Raw genomic sequence first — 21,033 nt, 5'->3', positions numbered from 1 at the left:
CAGAAGATAAATTTCAAAGCCGGGAATAAGCGTGATGCAAATAATATATTGTCAGGTCTATAGCTATATAGCTATGACATATACTATATATTAGATTTATTTTGAGATGGGAATAATCCGCCCATGGATTATTCCACGAGATTCTCTTGAATAATTTCTGCAATATCCTTTATCTGTATTTTGTCACTGGCGTTCAGTGTCCTTGAGGCGTCTTCCATCATGGGCATGCAGAAAGGACATGCCACAGCCAGCTTGTTTGCACCTGTCTCCAGGGCCTGCTTCATCCTTATCTGGCTGATGGAATCCTGGCTCTCAACCTTGTACCAGTAATTGCCGCCACCTGCACCGCAACACATGCTGTTTTCCCTGGATTTTTCCATTTCCCTGAGATCGGATGCCGAATTCAGGATGAATCTGGTGTTGTCATACTCATTGTTTACCCGCCCAAGATAACAGGGATCATGAAGCGTTACCGTCTCCGTGGTCTTCTTAACATTGAGTTTTCCTTCCTCAACCAGATCCGCAAGAAACTTACTGTGGTGAACAACTTCCGCATTCAATCCAAACTTTGGATATTCATTCTTGAATGTGTTGTAGCAATGGGGGCATGCAGTTATGATTTTCTTCACGCCATGGCCATTAAGCGTTTCCACGTTCTGCATTACCAGTTCCTGGTATCTTCCCTCTTCACCCATTCTGCGTGCTGTTTCACCCACACACTTCTCCTCGGAGCCCAGTATTCCGAAATTCACACCGGCTTTCTTAAGTAATGAAATTATGGTTCTTGCTGTCTTGTTGTCCCGCGGATCAAAGGCGCCCATGCAGCCAACCCAGTACAGGTATTCCGTCCCTTCCTGGAATTTCGGGGCAACTTCCAGCATTGCATCCCTGTCAGAAGGGCTGTTTCCGAAGGGATTCTGGGTATTTGTAAGATTGTTGAAATAGGTCCCTGTCTGTTTGCTGAACCTGTTCTCCATTACGAGATTCTTCCTCACATCCATTATGAAGGAAAACGGTTCAATGAGAACGGGGCACTCCTCAACACAGGCCTGGCATGTGGTGCAGGCCCAGGCGGCGTTTTCCGTAAGGACCATCTGGGTAAGTTCCCCGTCTCCATAGACGTTCTTCTTGATATTCTGAACCACTGCCCTTGGGCTCAGATCGGTGCCGGCCATTACTGCCGGGCAGGCCCTCTCACATCTCCCGCAGTCTGTGCATGCAAGTGCATCTATCTTCTGGAACGAGGTGAGATCACTGATGTTCTTTGTTCCAACCTTGAAATCGAAATTGCCAGTCTCCAGTGCGTCTGCCAGAATGAATGGGGTTGGAAGTTCGCCCCTGTTCCTGATCTTCTTCTCGCCAATCATGACCATTGCAAGTGCCATATGGGACAGCTTGGAGAATGGAAGGTAAGCCGCCAGCAGGAATCCTGTTATGACATGAACCATCCACATTATCCGGTACAGTTCAATTCCCGTGGTGGCGCTCATGGTTCCAAAGAGGTAGCTCATGGGCCACTCCACAAACCTGTAAACGTCGAATGACTGCCTGAAGAGATATATCTTCAGCGCCCCAAGGAAGAACCCCTCCAGTGCCATTATGAGCAGCGCAGTGAGAAGGATATAGTCTTCATTCTTTGTGTCCAGCTTCACCTTCTTGTGCAGGCGCCTGGCATATGCCATTATGACTCCGGCAACCAGCATTACGCCGCCCAGATCGGCCCATACCTCGAAATTGAGGTAGAAGTCCCCAACGAGAATTCCCTGGTGAATGGTGGGCTTCAGCAGATCATGGGAGAGGAATATGAGTGACGTGGCAATGAAGAGTATCAGAATGCCCCACGAAATCAGGAAGTGCATGATTCCCGCATACCTGTTCTTGAGGTTTTTCCGGTGGAAGAAACCGTAGCCGAGAATCTGCTTTATCATTCGCGGGCCGTTGTGCCAGCCATAATCAACCATCTTCCTGAATGTTATGCCCATTCTGCTGTATGACCGGTACCACCAGTACAGGACGAATGGGACTATTGTGAATGAAAGAACGTAATCGATGATCAATTCGGTGTTTCCTATGAAAGCCAGCGTTGGGCTGGTAATGGGAACTGCCATCAGTTCTGGTTATCACGGGTTACATATATAAGTTGTTTGCAGACAGCATTCTTCCTTACGTTCCTGACGAATTCGGTCATCAGGGATGGTGAGATGATTCTGAGTGATCAGGCTTATTTATTGAATCTGCGATCACTCATCAGCATGCAGCCCATTGAATCCCAGTACTCTCCGGAACTGAAGACCAACAGAAAAAGGATGACCTATGTTGCCATTGCTGTTATTATCATTGTTTCGGGATACTTCGCATTTTCACACATGAGCACCGGGGATACCGTGAATGTGATGTGGCTTCAGGTTAATATGCAATACACAGCAGGTTCCGGAAATCTTGGGCCGTCTGTCCAGTATATTCAGGAGAATGTCCATACAATATCCGGCGGCACGGATCATACATTTACCATAACCCTCCGTGACAGGGGCACTTCACCCAGCTCTGTTCTCTCAATATCCTCTGATACGTCTGGATTCATGATAAAATCATCATCCAATCTCCCCATTCTTCTGAAACCAGGCTCTACCGCAACACTTTCATTCACTGTTTCAACACCCTCCGCCAACTTCGTTGGAAATCTTGTGGTGACGCTTGTTGTTGGCCCCTGATGTTGGCAGGATATGATGTTCACACTGTTTCCTGGAATTTTATCATGCCTGGAAAGGACTGGAAGAATGCGAAAAAAACTGTTTCCATGGCCTCTATAAAAACATTGTGATACATTTATGGTCAATTTCAGTATTTTCAGAACGATAGCTATGAATATAATATTTGCATATTGAACTGTGAGACCGGAATACGTCAAGGTTAACATACCCTCAGGTGAGAATTATGTCAGGCTGAGGGAAACTATCCATGCACGTACTCTTCATACTGTATGTGAAGAGGCCAGGTGTCCAAATGTGGCAGAATGCTGGGGATCTGGCACGGCCACGTTTATGATAATGGGCAGCAACTGCTCTCGAGGATGCAGATTCTGTTCTGTAACCCACGGAAGGATGCAGCCCCTTGATCCGGATGAGCCTGAAAAAGTTGCGCAGGCCGCAAAACTTATGGAACTCAGCTATGTTGTCATCACATCGGTCGACAGGGACGATCTCCCGGACCAGGGAGCGCACCACTTTTCCAGTGTGATCAGCAGGGTGAAGCAGGAAATCCCACATGTGGAAGTTCTCATTCCTGATTTCCGTGGGGAAAAAGATCTAATTCGTATGATAATAGATGCTGAGCCATCGGTTCTTGCACACAACGTGGAGACTGTAAGAAGGCTTACGCCAGGGGTCAGGGATCCAAGAGCCGGCTATGATCAGTCTCTTGAACTTCTGAGGTTTGTGAAGGCAGTTAATCCGGAAATGCTGACTAAATCGTCCATAATGCTGGGACTTGGCGAGCAGGATGATGAGGTTGCAGAGACCCTGGAGGATCTCAGGTCAGCAGGTGTGGACATCGTAACGATTGGGCAGTACCTGCGTCCATCCAGGATGCAGCTTGAGGTTGTGGAGTATTCCCCTGTGGAGAGGTTCAGCAAATTTGAGAAGATGGCCTATTCCATGGGATTCTCATTCGTGGCTTCCGGTCCCCTTGTGAGGACATCCTACAGGGCTGCGGAGGCATGGGCAAAAAGGAGGTTGAAAAATGACTGAAGTAATTAATGAACAGGTAGAGAAGGAAAAGCACATCAGGGGTTTTGGGGCAATGATTCTTTCCAGGACCCTTGACAAGAAGATTATAACAGCACAGAGGCAGGGAAGGGTGGGCTTCTATACTCCCACCATGGGCCAGGAGGCTGCGCAGATAGGGCTCTCCATGGCGCTATCCAAGGATGACCTGCTCTATGAGTATTACAGGGACGTGCCAATGATGCTGCATCGTGGCGTTCCCCTTGAAATAATACTGAATCAGGTATTCGGAAACAGGGATGATCTTGCAAAGGGCCGGCAGATGCCAAGCCACCTGGTTGCCAGGGATTACAACTTCATGTCTGTTCCCAGCCCTGTTGCAACCAACCTGCCCCTTGCTGTGGGTACGGCGTTTGCCAAGGTCTACCGCCATGAGCCGGGAATAGTGGTTGCGAGCTTCGGCGACGGCTCCTCCTCCACACCAGATTTTCACTCTGCCATGAACATGGCTGCAGTCTTCAACCTCCCCGTTCTGTTCTTCTGCGAAAACAACGGCCTTGCAATTTCACTTCCCGTTGAGAAACAGACAAAAACGGAGATATGGAAAAAGGCTGAAGCCTATGGAATGGCAGGCTTCAAGGCAGACGGCAACAACATGGTTGAAATGTACAAGGTTGCACAGCAGGCTGTGGATCATGTGAGGTCCGGGAAAGGCCCGGCGCTTCTTGAGGCCAGATGCTTCAGGATGGGACCGCACTCCACATCTGACGATCCAACGAAGTATGAGAGCGATATAGTTCAGGATGGATCCGATCGCGATCCCATAGTGGTTACTCAGAATGCCATGAAGGCCATGGGATTGATCAACGATCAGCTCGTGGAAAAGGTGAAAAGTGAATCTGTCAGGATTGTCAACGAGAAGTTTGATCAGCAGGAGAAGATACCGGCACCAGATCCTGAAACGATGTTCCAGGACGTATACAAGGATGAGACATGGATAATAAAAGAGGAAAAGGGTGAGATCCTTTGAGCACAATGAACATGGTACAGGCAATAAACAGCACACTTGACATGAAGATGGCTGCAGATGATTCCATAATCCTGCTGGGTGAGGACATCGGAAAAGACGGGGGTGTGTTCAGGGTCACGGACGGCCTTCAGAGCAAGTACGGGCAGCAGAGGGTGATAGATACCCCCCTTACAGAACTTGGGATAGTTGGAATGGCCATTGGAATGGCTGTCTACGGGCTCAAGCCCGTCCCTGAGATCCAGTTCCAGGACTTCATATACACAGCAATGGATCAGATCATCAACCAGATGGCAAAGATGAGGTACAGGACTGCAGGAAAAATCACTGTTCCTCTTGTCCTCAGGACTCCCTATGGAGGAGGAATACGCGGTGGACTGTATCATTCCCAGAGCGGGGAATCATACTTCGTGCACACTGCAGGTCTCACTGTTGTGACACCCTCAAATCCCTATGATGCAAAGGGGCTACTTTCAGCCTCTCTTGACCTTGGCGATCCGGTGATCTTCCTTGAACCCAAGAAACTCTACAGGTTCCAGAAGATGGATGTTCCTGACCAGGACTACAAGGTGCAGATAGGAAAAGCACGGAAGGTTAGGGAAGGGGATTCCATCACCATCATCACATATGGTTCAATGGTACCCACGGTGGCAGCAGCAGTTGAAAAGAACAAGGTGGATGCCGATGTTATTGACCTGATGACTCTCAGCCCGCTGGATATTGATGCCATCTCTGCATCCGTGAAGAAAACAGGCAGGGTGATGATTGTGCATGAGGCTCCAAGGACGCTGGGAATGGGTGCTGAGATTTCCGCAATGATATCTGAAAGGATGATTGAATACCTCTATGCTCCAATACTCAGGGTAACCGGACCGGACACACCGTTTCCATACAGGCTTGAGGATCATTATCTTCCGAATGAGAAGAGGATAATGGATGCCGTTGACAGGCTTCTGAAATTCAGGTGATGAAAATGTACAGTTTCAAGTTACCGGACATAGGAGAAGGCGTGTCAGAGGGCGAGATTGTAAAATGGCACGTTAAGGAAGGCGATCATGTTTCCAGGGAACAGGACATGGTGGAAGTTATGACGGACAAGGTCACGGTAAAGATACCCTCCCCGGTTGAGGGAACGGTGAAGAAAATCCTCTTCCAGGAGGGGCAGGTTGTTACCGTTGGATCTGAAATGATAGTAATAGATAGTGGAGAAACCGCCCCTGAGGAAAAGCCAGTGGCACGGGAAACAGCAACACCAGTTGAGGCCCCCCCGGCTGCCGCAGCCCAGCCAGCAGGAGGCAGGGTGCTTGCTTCTCCTGCGGTCAGGAGAATAGCCAGGGAGAAGGGCATAGATCTGTCAGGCCTGTCCGGCAGTGCTCAGAACGGCCGTATAACTCTTGATGATCTGGAAAAGCACATTGAAAGAGGTGCAGAAAAGGTTGTTGAGCCCGTGACCCAGGTGAAGAAGGAGCCAGCCCAGGTGCAACAGGTACGTGAACCGGTGCTGGAGAACCCTCAGGATGAAATTCTTGAACCCAGGGGTCTGAGGCGGATCATATTTGAAAACATGACCAAGTCCAAGCAGATCATACCGCATTTCACCGTTGTTGAGGAGGTGGATATGACACGCATCTCCACAATGATATCTGATCTTGCCTCCATGGATACAAAGGTCACATACACATCATTCTTTGTGAAAGCATGCACCGTCGCCCTGAAGGAATACCCCTACCTTAATGCCATATACAACGAGACTTCCAGGAACTATACCCTGAGAAAATCCTACAATATCGGCATGGCGGTGGATACCCCAAACGGCCTTACGGTTGCGGTTGTCAAGAATGCCGACACAAAGAGCCTGCTGAAAATAGCCAGTGAGATTGCGGATCTTGCTTCCAGGGCCAGAACAAGCGATCTCAAGCTCTCAGAGGTTCAGGATTCAACATTCACTGTCACTAATGTGGGCACGATCGGCGGGCTGATGTCGACACCCATCATCAATTTCCCTGAGGTGGCGATTCTGGGTGTACACAGGATCAGAAAAGTTAAGGAAGATGGGGAGGAGCGGATGAAGACCTATCTTTCACTGTCATGCGATCACAGGCTTATAGACGGCGCAATGGCAACAAGGTTCCTGGTTAGGGTGAAGCAAATCCTTGAGAAGCCAGAGTATTTCCTGGTAAGGTGAATGCATGGATTTTGACGTCATAATAATAGGATCCGGCCCGGGAGGATATGCCGCTGCAATACGCCTTGGGCAGAGGAACAAGAAGGTTCTGCTGGTGGAGAAGGACCGTATAGGCGGCGAATGCCTCAACTACGGGTGCATACCATCCAAGACCTTCATAGAACTGGCCCATTCTGTGGGTTACCTCCATGATATGCCCGGAGTGAAATCCGACATCAGCATTGATATGGAGGAGTGGCAGAAATGGAAATGGGGAATGATAGGACGCCTGACCGGGGGTGTTGAAACTCTCTGCAGGTCATACGGTGTGCAGATTGAGAAGGGAGAGGCTTTCATAAAGGATCGAAACACCATAACTGTCAACTCCAGGGATTTTACTGGAAGCAACCTCATAATTGCAACCGGTTCAGTGCCGGTCAAATTCCCGTCCATGAAGGATGTTTACTACAACAGGGAAATCCTTGACGTGAAAAAGGTTCCTGCAAACCTTGTGATTATTGGCGGAGGATACATAGGTGTTGAACTTGGCACAGCTTTTGCCAAGCTTGGCACGTCTGTGACAATAATAGAGATGATGAAGGGAATACTGCCAGGAGTGGACAGGGAGCTTGTGAAACCTGTGGAGCGCCGGCTGAGAGAGCTGAAGGTCACAGTACGCACGTCAACAAAGGTAGAATCTGTGGAGAAAGCCGACAACTACACTGTCAAAATTGAGGGAGGAGAAACAATTACCGCAGATAATGTGCTGCTCACAGTGGGAAGAAAGCCAAACACACAGGGCTTCGGACTTGAAAATATTGGAGTGGAGATGGATCATGGATACATCAGGACCAACGACAGGAAGCAGACAAGCGTTCCCGGTGTCTATGCAATTGGAGACGTCTCGGGCCAGCCAATGCTTGCACACAAGGCATATTATGATGCGGAGATTGCTGCAGACAACATATGTGGAATAGACAGCAGGGTTGAATACAGGGCAATGCCATACGTCATATACTCCGACCCTGAAGTTTCTTACACAGGTGAACTGTCTGGCAAGCTTTCCTTTTTCCCTGCAGCGGCCAATGGAAGATCGCTTTCCATGAACAACACAATTGGAACATTCCGGATATACACAGATGAGAGGAACAACGTCAGGGGAGCAGGAATTGTGGCTCCGCACTCCTCCGAGCTCATATCGGAACTTTCACTTGCCATTGAGTCAGGACTGAATGCAATGGACATAGGTCTCACCATACACCCGCACCCAACTGTATCAGAGGGTGTGAAGGAAATGGCGGAGGGCATTTATGGACTACCCCTGCACTTCAAACCTCGCAGTTGATCTTGGCAGGATTGATTACTCCGCCTGCCTGGACCTCCAGAGATTCCTTGTGGGCCAGGTGCGATCAGGCCAGATCCCCGGAGTTCTTCTTTTCCTTGAACATTATCCTGTTTACACCATTGGAAGGAAAGCAGACCCCAACAATTATCCCATGGTTGAGGTAATTAAGACGGACCGTGGAGGGGACGTCACATATCATGGCCCTGGCCAGCTTGTCATATACCCGATTCTCAGGATAGCTTCCGGAGACCGCATAGATGTCAGGGGCTTTGTGCATCAGATAGAGGATATAATGATGGATTCCCTGAAGGCATACGGATACCCTGCAGCCGTGGGTGATGAGCCGGGCATATGGATTCAGGTTGAGGGCGAGAGCAAGAAGGTGGCATCAATAGGAATGGCAATTGATCACGGAATTTCATATCACGGAATAGCCATCAACCTTGCTCCAGAAGCAATCAGCGGATTTGAGAGGATCCGCCCTTGCGGGCTGAATCCTGATGTCATGGGATACGCTGGCATACCCAGGAGCGACCTCATCAAAACTATCACGGAAAACTTTTCATTGAGATTCGGGCCATTCCACGCTATTGGACAGGATGAACTGCCCTCCATGCAAGGCCGCAATATTTCCCAGGAACCAACTGACTGACCTCATGATTCCCTGTGAATGCTCCATATGCGTTCCTCTATGCCCTGCCTCTTGTTTGAGACAATGGCAAGCATGAACAGCAGGGATGAGATCCTGTTGAGATAAGTCAGGATTGGCGTTTCAAGCTGAAGTTCCCTTGTGACAGATACGGCGTATCTTTCAAGGCGCCTTGAGACAGTCCTTGCCATGTGAAGCGATGTGGCCTGCTGCGAACCGTCTGGCACCACAAAAAGCCGGATTTTCCCGATTTCGGACCTGTAAACCTTGACCCTTTCCTCCAGCCACACTGTCCTTTCCGGAACTATCTTCCTTCCTTTCCCGGATGTTGTTATGTGTTCGCCAAGCGTGAAAAGATCATCCTGCATCTGCCTCAGGTCATTCCTGACATCATCCCAGAGTGTCAGTGCAAGGGCGTTCCCTATGAAAGCGATTGTTTCATCAAGTGTTCCCTCAACGTTCACAAGGGCTGATCCCTTGCTGACTCTTTCCCTGAGGCCGGTATCAGTTTCTCCCGTGTCTCCCCGCCTTGTGAACATGCTGGCTCATGGTCATTCCCCGCATAAAGTTTGCCCGCATATGCTCAAGGGCCCCGACTATCTATATTAGAATATATATTGTGGGTAGGTCCAAATTTTCTATATAGCTCTACATAAAATATCTATGAGAGGCTCATACGGAATGCCGTAATGAGGAAATGACAAGTGATGGCGAAGTCCAATGACGACGGCGATCTGCTGAGAGCACTTGACCAGGCAAAGACCGGGAAATTCCATGTCAAGACAATTTTCACTGCAGGTATGGGCTTCTTCTCCGATGCCTATGATCTGTTCGTCACATCCACTGCCATTCCAATCATAGTTGCTGTCTTTGGCATAACAAATTCCAACAACATATTCGGCACCAGCTACATAGGGCCGCTTGGTGCTGCATCGGTTGAAACGGGAATGATTGGGGCCATGGCCCTGTTCGGTGCTTTCGTTGGCGCCATTGTCTTCGGAAGGATCGCTGATCTCAAGGGAAGGCGATACATTTACGGCCTGGAAATGACCATACTGCTTGTTTTTGCCATAGTTTCCGCATTTTCAATAAACATACCCATGCTCATGATTTCCAGATTCATACTGGGAATAGGGGTGGGCGGGGATTATCCTGTGAGCTCCACCATTATGAGCGAATATTCCAGTGTCAGGAACAGGGGAAAGATGGTGTTATCCGTATTTTCCATGCAGGGATTTGGCCTGCTTTTTGGAAGCCTCATAGGGCTTGTTTCCATACATTTCCTGCCCCTTGACTATGCATGGAGGGTGATGCTTGGTTTTGGCGCGGTTCCTGCGGCTTCCGTGATATACCTCAGAAGGAGGATAAAGGAGAGTCCCAGATACTCCATAGAGATGGGCGACAGGGCAGGAGCTGCTGCGGCTGTGCAGGCTGCCACAGGAAAGAAGGTGTCTGTAAGTGCAGAAAGAGTGAAAGCAAGGAAAATGTCACCATCGCAGTTTCTGAGGAACTACTGGGTCATACTGCTTGGGACCGCTGGTTCCTGGTTCCTTTTCGACATGGCATTTTATGGCACACCAATCAACAGCGGCCAGATATTGAGCGAAATTGGATATGGTGCGGTTGCCGGCAACCTTAAGGCTACAATATTCAATATTGCGGTTGGAAACGCCCTTCTGGCAGGGCTTTTTGCAGTGCCGGGTTACTGGCTCGCAGTGGGGCTTGTTGACAAGGCGGGTAGAAAGAAGCTGCAGTGGATTGGGTTCACGGCAATGGCAGTGGTATACTTCATATTCGCACTCAAATTCACCACAATAAGCAGGGACCTGATACTGTTCGTTGCCCTTTACGGGCTATCCTATCTCTTTGGCAACATGGGCCCGAATTCCACAACCTTCCTGATTCCAACTGAGCTGTTCCCCACCGAATTCAGAACAACAGGCCACGGAATATCGGCATCCTCCGGCAAACTGGGGGCCGGGATATTCACCTTTATGATACCCGTCATAGAGGCATTATACGGCCTCCCCACAGTTCTTGGCGCCCTTACTCTTATTGCCATCACGGGCACTGTGCTCACGCTTCTGACAATAAAGGAGACCAAGAACAGGAGCCTAGAAGAGACCTCCCTGGCAATTAAGCCTCCATCATCATCCCTTAACCCGGGCTCCAAGCTGTGAAGCCTTCAGGTGGCGGACTGCCTGTATATATCAAGAACTGCAGACAGGTCCCGGTGAGCCAGTTCCGGATCAAATGGAACATCTGTTCCACTTTCAACTGATTTCAGGAAACCATCAAATTCTTTCTGAAACACGTCATATTTCGGGATATCCATTCTCTTCCCGTTCATCACCAGGTCACCGTAAGCCGTTGTCCTGGATGGTACCTTGAAATCCTCATGCGACCTCGTTTCAGGATCCTCATAAATTGACCCCTCCGATCCAATTATTTCCAGTCCCGGTACCTCAGGAGGATTCCTGTATGCCCACGAATAATACAGTATGCCTGTTGATCCGCTGCTGAAGGAGAACATGGCAACGGTGTTGTCCTCACCCTGCAGCGATGAACCGCCATGTACAGACCTGGCAGTAACTGAATGGTAGGGACCGCCCAGGTTAAGCATTGTATCAACATAGTGTATACCGCCGTCTATGAGGGCACCCCCACCCATGGTGTTTTTCACAGCCCTCCAGCCTTCCTTCTGGTATACTCTCTGATCTCTCACAATTATTGTATGGACTTTCCCGATCTTTCCAGCCCTGATGACGCGCATTGCTTCCTGTACGGAGGGATCGAAATAATACTGCTCAAGCACCATGAACTTCACGCCGGCCTTCCTGGAGAAATCAATCATTTCCCGTGATTCATCAAGTGATGTTGAAATGGGCTTCTCCAGGGTCACATGCCTGCCTTTCTTCATGGCCGCAATTGCCATGTCCCTGTGAAGATTGTGCGGAACCGCCAGATCTATGATCTCTGCTCCGGACTCCAGGGCCTGTTCATAGGTTTCATAGGAATGTGCCACCTGAAATTGTTCCTCAATCTCCTTTCTTATTTTTGGGTCACGTTCCACTATTCCGATGTCCGCTCCCCTGATTGATCTTAAATGAACCTTTCCGAATCCCCTGCATCCCACAACAACTATTTCCATGGGGGATCATGCCTTAGTCCTTACTTAAACATGCATTATTTATGGGTGGGGGGCAATTCCAAAATTCAAAAATTTAAGATTTGATCAGGAGCGGTCCGATTCACTCCAGGTGGAATTCCACTCTCTTGTTGCGCTTTCCCTTGCTTTCTATGCGATTTAGAACAAGTTTTCCTATTTCCGTGGTGTTGGATACGTGTGTTCCGCCGTCGGCCTGCATGTCCAGCCCTTCTATGACAATCAGCCTGACCGTATCAAGTGAGTTGATCAGTTCCCTTCCGGGAAGTGTTCTGGCAAGATTCTCCATCTTCCTGGCCTCCTCTCCGGGAACCTCCTCCTGATAAATCCGGTGGCCTTCCTTTATGAAGCTGTTGCATTCATCCAGTATCTTCTCAACGACCTCCCTGCTGAAATCCTGCATGTCCAGATCAATCCGCGCCCTGTCCTGATATATCTGCCCTCCCGTGAGCAGCCCCTGATCCCCATGCCTGGTTGTCACTATGCCATCCAGGACGTGTATGGCAGAGTGATACCTCATATGGGAATACCTCCTGTCCCAGTCTATGATGCCATGAACTGCCATTCCGGCTGATAGCCCGTCTGCAGATTCCACGACATGAATCACGTGGTCGCCAGCCTTCCTGACGCCCGTAACCCTGTACTGCCCTCCTTCATTCTTCAGAAATCCTGTGTCACATGGCTGTCCACCTCCGGCAGCATAAAATGCAGTCCTGTCAAGGATGATTTCATTTCCATCAACCGATTCCACACGGGCATCAAATTCCCTGAGGTTCATGTCTTTCCAGTACAACTTGTCTGTCATCGGGACATTAATGCTTCATCCTAAATAGTTTAGCTGTTATGTCAGGCATATACCATATAATTCCTGGCTTCTTCAAAGGTTCCAGAATGGATTTCCTGTTCATATTTATCCGTTTCAATCACTACAAGAACACATGGTTACCTTCATGCCTGACAACACTTAAATAATAATGGAAAATTACTAAGGATGCCATTAATAAGAGAGGAAGACAAGAAGTTTCTTATGCAGGAATTCGAGAAACATCTGAAGGATGATATAGATCTGGTCATTTTTACCTCTGAGAGTCCGGATTGCAAGTACTGCAAGGAAACTGTAGAACTTGCTGAAGAGGTTTCAGAAATCAATGGAAAGATCCATCTTCAGAAGTACGATTTTGACAAGGACAGGAAGGATGCTGAAGCATTCGGCGTTGAGAAGTTCCCTGCCACAATTGTGACAAAGCATGGGGAGAAGAACGGGCGCGTGAAGTATTATGGTATCCCATCTGGATATGAATTCGGTTCCCTCATAGAGGACATGAAGAACGTTTCAAATGGCGAAGTTGAGGTTTCCTCCAAGGCAATGGAGATAATCAACAAGATCGATAAGCCGGTGAGCATAAAGGTCTATGTAACACCAACCTGCCCGTACTGCCCCAAGGCAGTTGGCACCGCGCATAAATTTGCCATACTGAACAAGAACATAACCGGTGAAATGATCGAATCCATGGAATTCGAACAGGAAGCTGAGGAAGTTGGAGTTTCAAGCGTGCCTCACATAGTCATAAATGGAGAGGTGCAGTTTGTCGGCGCCTATCCTGACGATCAGTTCGCAGAATATGTGATGGAAGCCTACAACAATCACAGCAAGGCCTGATCAGGGCCAGTATTTCCATCTTCTTTTTTATTATCAACATTGTGCCTGGATCTTCCAAAGAGCCTGACTTTGCTTGTTTTTGGCGGTCTTGATGATGGCCCATGCAGCCTGACATTCAGCATATGGTATACTGAAGCTGCCGCAAACACTGCCGCCGCGATCTCCATGCTCTCGTATCCCAGGAATGCGAAGAAGAGGCCTATTGTGACGATGCCTGCAACCGGAATCAGGAAAAACCAGTCGTGAGCCAGAAGCATTCTTCTGCCTGTCCCCCGGTATTTAATATGCGTGCGCAGGGCAGCAACATTTATGATGGCATAGGCAGCTATGACGCATGTGTTTGATGATTCAACAATGGTGCCAAATGATGCAGCCGGCATCATGGCTACTGCAAGAATCAGGGAAACCAGTATTGCAACAATCGGCGTGGAAAACCTGTCCAGCCTGGATACCTGTCTGGGAAGCTCACCGTCTCTTCCCATGGCGAACATTACCCTTGATGTTCCAAGGATGCCTGTAAGTATCACTCCTGAAGTTGCCACCAATGCCCCCATGGAAACCAGGATCACAAGCCAGCCCATTCCGGTAACGGATGATGCAAATGCAAGAGGGGATGCAGACTCCGCAAGTCTTGATGCTGGAGCAAGTCCAAGGGTTGCAAGGCTTATGAGGAAGTAGAGCACCGCTGATATCATGATGGATACGAGTATTGCAAGTGGTATTGTCTTCTCCGGATTCACAACCTCCTCAGAAACCGTTGTGACCCTTGAGAAACCTGAGAAGGCAAAGAAAATGATGGCCGCACCGGATATGATTCCACCTGGCCCCTTTGCAAAGAAATCATTGAAATGAGACGGGTGGATGAAAAACAGTCCAACAGCCGTGAATGTAACCAGTATAATGACGTTTACTGCAACGATTGCCCTGAGAGTCCTTGCAGAATTCTTGATGCCCATGGCATTAAGCAGGGCAAATGATGCAACTATGGATATGGCAATGAATATGTCCGGAAACCTGGAATTGAGCACGGCATCCAGATAACTTCCAAAACTTATGGAAACCGCAGACAGCGCAATTATGTTCCCGAATGTCCAGAGTGACCCGCCAACGAATCCGGCGTAAGGTGACAGGGATTCCTTTCCATACTCGTAAACTCCACCCTCCTTGTCAACATGCCTTGCTATCTGAGAGAAACTTATTCCGGTAAAAATTGCCACCATGCCTGCAAGTGGTATTGAAACGAGAACTGCCGGGCCAGCTGCTCCTGCAGATATTCCTATTATGACAAATATGCCAGCCCCGATTATTGCTCCAAGGTTTATTATAACGGCATCCTGGAATTTCAGGGTCCTGGTCAGAGTTTGGGGCATGTCAGAGTATGCGCCAATTGTAGATAACACTTGGTGCACTGACCAGTGCACAAATGAAAATAACAGGATGGGGCGGCCTGCGCATAAATTATTTTACTGGTTTCCGACTCTCCTTATATGACATCGTATGAAGTCATGAATGGAATAGTTGCAAAGGCAGCCACTGAGGAGAGTTTCCGGAAGGATATTTCTGGGTTCAACAAATCATTCCAGTTCAAGCCGTCAGATGCAAAGCCGTACTATGTTGAGATATCAAACGGATCGGTATCACTGAAGGAAGGCGAACTGCAGGGGGCAAGTGCCACAATTTCCGCTTCAGACCAGGCACTCACGGATATTTTTACAGGAAAGCTTGACGCCATAAAGGCTTTCATGCAGGGCCAGCTCAAGGTCAGCGGTGATATTTTCAGCGCACAGAAACTCACAGGCATAGTGTCAAAGATAAGGAAGTGATGGAATGCAGATAAAGAGGGTCACCGTAATTGGAGCTGGCATAATGGGCCACGGAATTGCAGAAGTGGTTTCCATGGCCGGATTTCCAGTCATTCTGGAGGATGCATTCCCGGAAGCTCTCAAGAAGGCCGAGGCATCCCTGAAGGCCAGCCTGGAGAGGATGAAGAAATCAGGCAAGATAAGCGATGCGGCCTACTCTGAGATAATTGGACGCATAAGCTTTTCAGGCAAAATGGCTGAAGCTGTCAGGGATGCTGATCTCATCATTGAGGCAGTGCCGGAAATACCCGACCTGAAGGTTTCAGTCATAAAGGACATAACTGCAAACTGCAGGGCAGATGCCATAGTGGCATCCAATACGTCTAACATCAGGATATCCACACTTGCTGATCATGCAAAATCGCCGGAACGCGTCCTGGGTCTCCATTTCTTCAATCCGCCCGTGATCATGAAGCTGGTTGAGGTCATAAAATCTGACAGGACGGCACAGGATGTATTTGATGCAACCTACGAGTTCTCAAAGAAGATAGGGAAAACTCCCATAAAAGTCCTGAAGGACAGCCCCGGCTTTGTTGTTAACAGGATCAACGCACCGGAAAGCCTGCTCTTCTGCCTCCTCCTGGACAGGAACATGGCCAGGCCCGAAGAGGTAGACGCATTTGCAAGGTCCCAGGGGCTCCCCATGGGGCCATATGAACTTATGGACTATGTTGGCATTGACACAGTTGTCCACTCGCTGGAATACTATGCGGACACCCTTGACAGGGAATACGGGAAATGCACCTATTTCAACAGGTTCATGAAATCAGGGAAACTTGGGCTGAAATCCGGAAGCGGCTTCTACGTATGGGAAAACGGGCATGCAAAGATTCCTGAGGCAAAACCGGCAACTGTCCTTGACCTTATGGATATACTCTCCGTTGAGATCAACGAGGCCGTGAAGATAATCGAGGAGGGTGTTGCACAGCCGGCTGACATAGAAACAGGCGTGAAGCTTGGAATGAACAGGCCATTCGGGCCCATTTCTGTTGCAGAAGGACTCACCAATGCAGAGATAAAGAAGAAGCTCACCACCTTGAGCCAGAAATTTGACACAAAGATTTTCTATCCCGCAAAGTCCATTGAATCTGGAAAGCTCAGGGAGGTCATATCCGGAAAAACCAGGGGGGCCGAAGCTCCCAGGGCTGCAGAAACCCATGCTGCTGAACACGCCGAACAGTCCGGAGAACCCGTCAGACTGGAACGCAATGAAAAGACCAGGGTGGCCCACCTTATCCTGAACAACACAAAGAACAACCTCATCAACTCCGAAGTTCTTGCATCCCTTGAAAAACACCTCAAGAACCTGTGGAATGACCATGAGATAAACGTAATAATTGTCAGGGGAGAGGGCAACAACCTATCTGCCGGTGCTCAACTGACACAGTTCTTCAGCGGGCCTATGGATTTCTCTGAAAATTCAAGGGTAGGAGAGAGGGTGTTCAGGCTTCTGTCGGAAATCCCCAAGATCACCATAGCAGAGATGAAGGGATTCACTCTTGGCGGGGGATTTGAACTTTCAATATGGTGCGACATAAGGGTTGCAACGCCTGAGACCACAATAGGTTTCCCTGAAACAACTCTGGGCCTTGTTCCTGGATGGGGCGGAAGCCAGAGGCTAAGCAAACTGCTGGGAATGTCCAGGGCAGCGTACCTGATCCTGACCGGTGAGCGCTTTGACGGGAAGTACGCCCATGAGATCGGGCTTGTCTCCCGGGTCTTCGACAAGGATAAGCTTGCAGAAGAAACCGACCGCCTTGGTGAGGAACTGGCCTGGAAGATTGCGCCTGTTTCGGCCGCAATGGCCAAGAAACTAATCTACAAGGGAAGTGAGATGGGCGCAGATGACGGCCTTGAGATGGAATCCGTTGCCATGGGCCTTCTCTATGGCACAGATGATCTCAAGGAGGGCATTTCAGCTTTCCTGCAGAAGAGAAAGCCGGAATACAAGGGAAGGTAATTACCTGAAGCAGGCCTCTGAAAGGAGGTCTGCCATATCCCTTGTTTTTTTCCCCTTGGAAAGGTTTGCCAGGCATATGGGGCAGGCAGTTATGATTTCCGAAGCTCCTGTGGAAACCAGTTCCGAATACCTCTCATTTGATACTTTTTCCGACAGATCTGGGAATATGAGCTCATCCGGACCCCCACAGCAATTATTCCTCCTGCCGTTTCTGGGCGCCATGACTGTTTCGGCTGCCCTGCTTATGAGTGTTAGCGGAACCGTGTAGGAATCGGCCCTCAGGACAAAATGGCATGGTTCATGATACACAACCTTTCTGTCAATTTTTGATATGTCCAGTCCAGAAAGGAGATCCGCATAGAATATCACATCCAGATCGAAGCCTCCCACATATTCTGGATAGGTGTGCTTCAGCAGATCATATGTGTGCGGATCAACCGTTATGATCCTTCTGGCGCCTGATTCCTTGAGCATTCTGTATACCCTGTTTGCATATTCCCTGAATTCCTCAAGATACCCCAGATCATAGATGAATGTACCTGGATATGGCTCCCCGGGACCGAGATATGAAAAATGATTTCCTGCAGCCTGAAGCAGCCTGACAATGTTCCGCAGAGAATTATTCAGCTGTTTCTGAAATGATCTATCCCTCTGTGAGGTTGACACTCTTATGGCCGAAGGATGACCTGCAATGATTCCGGCCATCATCTTTGACAGGCGATGGCCGGCCATCTGCCTCACCCGGTTGAGTCCTCCTGTATAGGCCATTAACTGGTACATGTTGCCAGTGTACAGCAGATCAGGGGAATCCTGATCAAACTTCAGTCCCTCTGCCCAGTTGTCGGAAGATGCTGGCACTCCCAGGGGGTTCATATATTTCATTGTGGCTGCCACAATCATCCTTGCATAGGGATTCTGGTTCTCCTTGATCTGCCTCTCAACTATGAGGCTTCTTGCCAGGTGGCTCACAACTCCGGCATTCACGCCGGCAGGACATACCTGAAGGCATGCAAAGCAGTCCAGGCAGGAGTAGAAACTGTCAGAAATGTCCAGCTGCCCCGCCTTTCCCTCCCTCACAGCGTTCACAAGCTCATGGCCCATAATGACCCGTCCCCTTGCACCCTTCCACAGGTCATATCCTGATGCTGGCAAAGTTGGGCAGACACTTTCACAGAAGCCGCAGCTTATGCACTTACCAACCTCATCCTGAAGCTTGTCCAGAACGGATTCAGTCAAACATCTTCCCCCTGTTCATTATTCCCATGGGATCAAAGCTCCTTCGTATGGTTTTCATGATCTCCATCACGTATGGGTTGCCGCTGGAATCCAGTTCCATCCTGAGAAGTTCCTTTTTCTCCATCCCGATGCCGTGTTCAGCGGAAACACTTCCGCCGTATTTCAGGGCGATTTTTCCCAGATCCATCTGGAACCTGTCCACCTTCTTCATCTGCTCTACATTTCCGGTATCTGCGAATATATTCGCATGTATGTTGCCATCAGCAATGTGGCCGAATAAGGCTGCCCTGACTCCATCCTCCTTCAGCTTCTCCTCGCTCTCTTTCAGTGCCATTGGAAGACTTGATGCGGGCACAACTATATCCCCAATTACCACCCTTTCTGTGGGGGAAGACCTTTCACTGAGCAGGGATGCGTAGGCACCCTTTCTTGCCTCGTATATGCGAGCCATTTCTGCCGGATCTGTTGTAACAGTGATGTCTGTTGGAGAGAACTGCCTGAGCACGGCAACGGCTTCATCAAGCTGCCGCTGCAGGCTTTCCCGTGTTGATGATATATCAACTATGAGCATGTAGCGTGCAGATTCCGGGAAGTGCATTCCTCTGGCCTTTTCCAGGGAATTCATCGTGATCCTGTCCATGAATTCCGCTATTTCGGGAGTTATGCCTTTTTCCTTCATGGTGGAAATGGCCATCCCGACTTTCTCTATATCCTGATAATATGCCAGGATCCGGCCTTTCGTTTCAGGTATTGGCCAGATTTTCAGTATGGCCTTTGTTATGATCCCAAGGGTTCCCTCCGCGCCAACAAACATTGCAGTCAGATCATAGCCGGCGGTTCTTTTCAGCACCTTTCCTCCAAGGTTCACTACCTCTCCGTTTGGAAGCACAGCCTCCAGGCCAAGCACCCAGTTTCGGGTTGTACCGTATGTTGCGGCCCTCAGCCCTCCTGCATTGGTGGAAATGGAGCCGCCGACAGTGGCCGCCATGGAGCTGGCCGGATCCGGCGGGTAGAAGTGCCCTGTGTGAGACAGGTTTTCATTAAGTGTGTCCAGCCTTACTCCGGGCTCCACTATGGCATACCTGTCCTGAGGCTTCACCTCAATTATCCTGTCGAAACGGGACATGCTGATTACCACGAATCCATCCAGTGGCACGGACGAGCCTGTGAGTGAAGTACCGCCGCCCCTTACAACAACTGGAACTGAATATTTCTGGCACAGCTTCATTATCCTGCTTACCTGGTCGACCGTTTCCGGAACCACCACTGCCAGCGGTTCGCTGCCCTGAAAATACGATGCATCTGTTTCGTATGGAATTTTCTGCTCATGCTTCTGGATAAGCACGCTGCCCACGGATGATTTCAGCTCTTCCAGGAATGCCATAACTGTTCAGTGGATTGTTGTTCATTAATTGATTGGTTACTCCCGATACCACCAAGTTTGACACAATAAAATCTCCTTCTTGCATCATTCATGCAAATCTGCGTCTCAACAATGCCTGCATCCCTGAGAATCCTTATTGAGTAAAGTAGAGTGCGCTTGGGTAGGCCTGTTCTCTCCTTGAGGTCCTCAAACCTTGCAATTTTCATTGAAAGCAAGACGTTCAGCACCTTCTGTGCCGATCCCGATAAATGAAGGTCCAAAGCAGTGCAGTCCATTGGAATCAGATAATGACCTGATGAATAAAGTGTTTGTATTCAAGAATGATTCTCTATCATACAAATGAAACATTAACTTATTTCCATTGAAAGGTTTATCTTATACCAAATATTAGCCCTCTGGTGCCACTGTAGCTCAGTTGGTAGAGCAGCTGACTTGTAATCAGCAGGTCGGGGGATCGATACCCTCCAGTGGCTCTTGTCCTACTTTCCGAAGCCACATTAATTGAGAACGATCCAATTTGCAATGAAATTTATTGTATATTTTACTTAAAATTCAGCAAACCCTTAAAACGTTGCTGAAGCAGATAGTTGTGAACCCGGATCTGAGGGAGAGGGTCCAGAGGTAACTGACGAAGATTAAAAATTGCTGTGTTATTGCTTATTTTAGGTCACTAAAAATACTTCTTTAATTATTTTTTATGTTCATCCAAAAAACTTTGGCAGCGGTTCTAGAATTTCTTAAGCATTTGAGTACATTACCGGATCATAATCCTTTGAATACCGGCAAACGGCCTATCGTTGCTGATTTTCATTCTCTGAGATCTCCGTATCCAACGTGGGAAGAATTTTTCCTACCCGT

Annotated in this window: 19 protein-coding genes and 1 tRNA gene; 12 read left to right on the top strand and 8 right to left on the bottom strand. The window is 48.8% G+C overall.

The window, feature by feature from the left end; all coding sequences use genetic code 11:
* Positions 1 to 128: 128 nt before the first annotated feature.
* Entirely contained in the window at positions 129 to 2,108 is a 1,980-nt protein-coding gene (locus RE469_05335; GenBank protein WMT45620.1) for a heterodisulfide reductase-related iron-sulfur binding cluster, read from the bottom strand.
* Positions 2,109 to 2,201: 93 nt separating this feature from the next.
* On the opposite strand from RE469_05335, the gene RE469_05330 reads away from it, so the two are divergent.
* The 7 genes from RE469_05330 (at position 2,202) to lipB (ending at position 8,910) form a co-directional block, all read left to right on the top strand.
* Positions 2,202 to 2,711: a hypothetical protein gene (locus RE469_05330; protein ID WMT45619.1), complete on the top strand. Its 510-nt coding sequence runs from the start codon at positions 2,202 to 2,204 to the stop codon at positions 2,709 to 2,711.
* 177 nt (positions 2,712 to 2,888) lie between these two features.
* The gene (gene lipA, locus RE469_05325; GenBank protein WMT45618.1) at positions 2,889 to 3,746 is read left to right on the top strand and encodes a lipoyl synthase; all 858 of its coding nucleotides are present in this window, start codon (positions 2,889 to 2,891) and stop codon (positions 3,744 to 3,746) included.
* The gene (locus RE469_05320) at positions 3,739 to 4,752 is read left to right on the top strand and encodes a thiamine pyrophosphate-dependent dehydrogenase E1 component subunit alpha (protein ID WMT45617.1); all 1,014 of its coding nucleotides are present in this window, start codon (positions 3,739 to 3,741) and stop codon (positions 4,750 to 4,752) included. The genes lipA and RE469_05320 overlap by 8 nt, the downstream gene beginning before the upstream one ends.
* Positions 4,753 to 4,757: 5 nt before the next feature.
* Complete coding sequence (locus RE469_05315) at positions 4,758 to 5,717, top strand: alpha-ketoacid dehydrogenase subunit beta (protein WMT45640.1); 960 nt, start codon at positions 4,758 to 4,760, stop codon at positions 5,715 to 5,717.
* A 5-nt stretch (positions 5,718 to 5,722) separates the two neighbouring features.
* Positions 5,723 to 6,934, top strand: coding sequence for a dihydrolipoamide acetyltransferase family protein (locus RE469_05310; protein ID WMT45616.1), 1,212 nt, complete (start codon positions 5,723 to 5,725; stop codon positions 6,932 to 6,934).
* 4 nt (positions 6,935 to 6,938) lie between these two features.
* A complete protein-coding gene (lpdA, locus tag RE469_05305) occupies positions 6,939 to 8,258 on the top strand; it encodes a dihydrolipoyl dehydrogenase (protein ID WMT45615.1) in 1,320 nt (439 codons plus the stop codon).
* Positions 8,224 to 8,910 carry a lipoyl(octanoyl) transferase LipB gene (gene lipB, locus RE469_05300; GenBank protein WMT45614.1) on the top strand — a complete coding sequence of 229 codons (687 nt, stop codon included), beginning with the start codon at positions 8,224 to 8,226 and terminating at the stop codon, positions 8,908 to 8,910. The genes lpdA and lipB overlap by 35 nt, the downstream gene beginning before the upstream one ends.
* Before the next feature lie 2 nt (positions 8,911 to 8,912).
* Here the strand turns inward: lipB and RE469_05295 are convergent, their stop codons facing one another.
* Positions 8,913 to 9,446, bottom strand: coding sequence for a cob(I)yrinic acid a,c-diamide adenosyltransferase (locus RE469_05295; GenBank protein ID WMT45613.1), 534 nt, complete (start codon positions 9,444 to 9,446; stop codon positions 8,913 to 8,915).
* Between the two features lie 168 nt (positions 9,447 to 9,614).
* Here RE469_05295 and RE469_05290 point away from each other — a divergent pair, with 168 nt between their 5' ends.
* Positions 9,615 to 11,087 carry an MFS transporter gene (locus tag RE469_05290; protein WMT45612.1) on the top strand — a complete coding sequence of 491 codons (1,473 nt, stop codon included), beginning with the start codon at positions 9,615 to 9,617 and terminating at the stop codon, positions 11,085 to 11,087.
* 5 nt (positions 11,088 to 11,092) lie between these two features.
* Here the strand turns inward: RE469_05290 and RE469_05285 are convergent, their stop codons facing one another.
* A complete protein-coding gene (locus tag RE469_05285) occupies positions 11,093 to 12,058 on the bottom strand; it encodes a Gfo/Idh/MocA family oxidoreductase (GenBank protein WMT45611.1) in 966 nt (321 codons plus the stop codon).
* A 100-nt stretch (positions 12,059 to 12,158) separates the two neighbouring features.
* Positions 12,159 to 12,878, bottom strand: a complete 720-nt coding sequence (locus RE469_05280; GenBank protein ID WMT45610.1) for an alanyl-tRNA editing protein — start codon at positions 12,876 to 12,878, stop codon at positions 12,159 to 12,161.
* Positions 12,879 to 13,064: 186 nt separating this feature from the next.
* Here RE469_05280 and RE469_05275 point away from each other — a divergent pair, with 186 nt between their 5' ends.
* Complete coding sequence (locus RE469_05275; GenBank protein WMT45609.1) at positions 13,065 to 13,733, top strand: thioredoxin family protein; 669 nt, start codon at positions 13,065 to 13,067, stop codon at positions 13,731 to 13,733.
* Here RE469_05275 and RE469_05270 read toward each other — a convergent pair.
* Positions 13,718 to 15,103 carry an amino acid permease gene (locus tag RE469_05270; GenBank protein WMT45608.1) on the bottom strand — a complete coding sequence of 462 codons (1,386 nt, stop codon included), beginning with the start codon at positions 15,101 to 15,103 and terminating at the stop codon, positions 13,718 to 13,720. The two genes, RE469_05275 and RE469_05270, sit on opposite strands and share 16 nt — an antisense overlap.
* A 117-nt stretch (positions 15,104 to 15,220) precedes the next feature.
* Here RE469_05270 and RE469_05265 point away from each other — a divergent pair, with 117 nt between their 5' ends.
* The gene (locus tag RE469_05265; GenBank protein WMT45607.1) at positions 15,221 to 15,556 is read left to right on the top strand and encodes an SCP2 sterol-binding domain-containing protein; all 336 of its coding nucleotides are present in this window, start codon (positions 15,221 to 15,223) and stop codon (positions 15,554 to 15,556) included.
* Positions 15,557 to 15,560: 4 nt separating this feature from the next.
* Entirely contained in the window at positions 15,561 to 17,555 is a 1,995-nt protein-coding gene (locus RE469_05260; protein ID WMT45606.1) for a 3-hydroxyacyl-CoA dehydrogenase/enoyl-CoA hydratase family protein, read from the top strand.
* Here RE469_05260 and RE469_05255 read toward each other — a convergent pair whose 3' ends face one another.
* Genes RE469_05255 through RE469_05245 form a run of 3 tightly spaced genes read right to left on the bottom strand, consistent with a single transcriptional unit; the run spans position 17,556 to position 20,450 of the window.
* Positions 17,556 to 18,791 (bottom strand): (Fe-S)-binding protein, encoded by a 1,236-nt coding sequence (locus RE469_05255; GenBank protein ID WMT45605.1) that lies wholly within the window; start codon positions 18,789 to 18,791, stop codon positions 17,556 to 17,558.
* The gene (locus RE469_05250) at positions 18,784 to 20,175 is read right to left on the bottom strand and encodes an FAD-binding oxidoreductase (GenBank protein WMT45604.1); all 1,392 of its coding nucleotides are present in this window, start codon (positions 20,173 to 20,175) and stop codon (positions 18,784 to 18,786) included. Before RE469_05250 ends, RE469_05255 begins: the two co-directional genes overlap by 8 nt.
* Complete coding sequence (locus tag RE469_05245) at positions 20,154 to 20,450, bottom strand: helix-turn-helix domain-containing protein (GenBank protein WMT45603.1); 297 nt, start codon at positions 20,448 to 20,450, stop codon at positions 20,154 to 20,156. Before RE469_05245 ends, RE469_05250 begins: the two co-directional genes overlap by 22 nt.
* A gap of 125 nt (positions 20,451 to 20,575) precedes the next feature.
* Between RE469_05245 and RE469_05240 the strand changes: the two genes are divergently transcribed.
* Positions 20,576 to 20,648 (top strand) — tRNA-Thr (locus RE469_05240).
* The last annotated feature ends 385 nt before the right edge of the window (positions 20,649 to 21,033 follow it).

Source organism: Cuniculiplasma divulgatum (assembly GCA_031200235.1).
Classification (GTDB): domain Archaea; phylum Thermoplasmatota; class Thermoplasmata; order Thermoplasmatales; family Thermoplasmataceae; genus UBA509.
This window is presented reverse-complemented; position numbering and strand designations above follow the sequence as displayed.

Coding starts and splice junctions, on each gene's coding strand:
- RE469_05335 (WMT45620.1), bottom strand. CDS start 2,108: ATGGCAGTTCCCATTACCAGCCCAACGCTGGCTTTCATAGGAAACACC.
- RE469_05330 (WMT45619.1), top strand. CDS start 2,202: ATGATTCTGAGTGATCAGGCTTATTTATTGAATCTGCGATCACTCATC.
- RE469_05320 (WMT45617.1), top strand. CDS start 3,739: ATGACTGAAGTAATTAATGAACAGGTAGAGAAGGAAAAGCACATCAGG.
- RE469_05315 (WMT45640.1), top strand. CDS start 4,758: ATGAACATGGTACAGGCAATAAACAGCACACTTGACATGAAGATGGCT.
- RE469_05310 (WMT45616.1), top strand. CDS start 5,723: ATGTACAGTTTCAAGTTACCGGACATAGGAGAAGGCGTGTCAGAGGGC.
- lpdA (WMT45615.1), top strand. CDS start 6,939: ATGGATTTTGACGTCATAATAATAGGATCCGGCCCGGGAGGATATGCC.
- lipB (WMT45614.1), top strand. CDS start 8,224: ATGGACTACCCCTGCACTTCAAACCTCGCAGTTGATCTTGGCAGGATT.
- RE469_05295 (WMT45613.1), bottom strand. CDS start 9,446: ATGTTCACAAGGCGGGGAGACACGGGAGAAACTGATACCGGCCTCAGG.
- RE469_05290 (WMT45612.1), top strand. CDS start 9,615: ATGGCGAAGTCCAATGACGACGGCGATCTGCTGAGAGCACTTGACCAG.
- RE469_05285 (WMT45611.1), bottom strand. CDS start 12,058: ATGGAAATAGTTGTTGTGGGATGCAGGGGATTCGGAAAGGTTCATTTA.
- RE469_05280 (WMT45610.1), bottom strand. CDS start 12,878: ATGACAGACAAGTTGTACTGGAAAGACATGAACCTCAGGGAATTTGAT.
- RE469_05275 (WMT45609.1), top strand. CDS start 13,065: ATGCCATTAATAAGAGAGGAAGACAAGAAGTTTCTTATGCAGGAATTC.
- RE469_05270 (WMT45608.1), bottom strand. CDS start 15,103: ATGCCCCAAACTCTGACCAGGACCCTGAAATTCCAGGATGCCGTTATA.
- RE469_05265 (WMT45607.1), top strand. CDS start 15,221: ATGACATCGTATGAAGTCATGAATGGAATAGTTGCAAAGGCAGCCACT.
- RE469_05260 (WMT45606.1), top strand. CDS start 15,561: ATGCAGATAAAGAGGGTCACCGTAATTGGAGCTGGCATAATGGGCCAC.
- RE469_05250 (WMT45604.1), bottom strand. CDS start 20,175: ATGGCATTCCTGGAAGAGCTGAAATCATCCGTGGGCAGCGTGCTTATC.
- RE469_05245 (WMT45603.1), bottom strand. CDS start 20,450: ATGGACTGCACTGCTTTGGACCTTCATTTATCGGGATCGGCACAGAAG.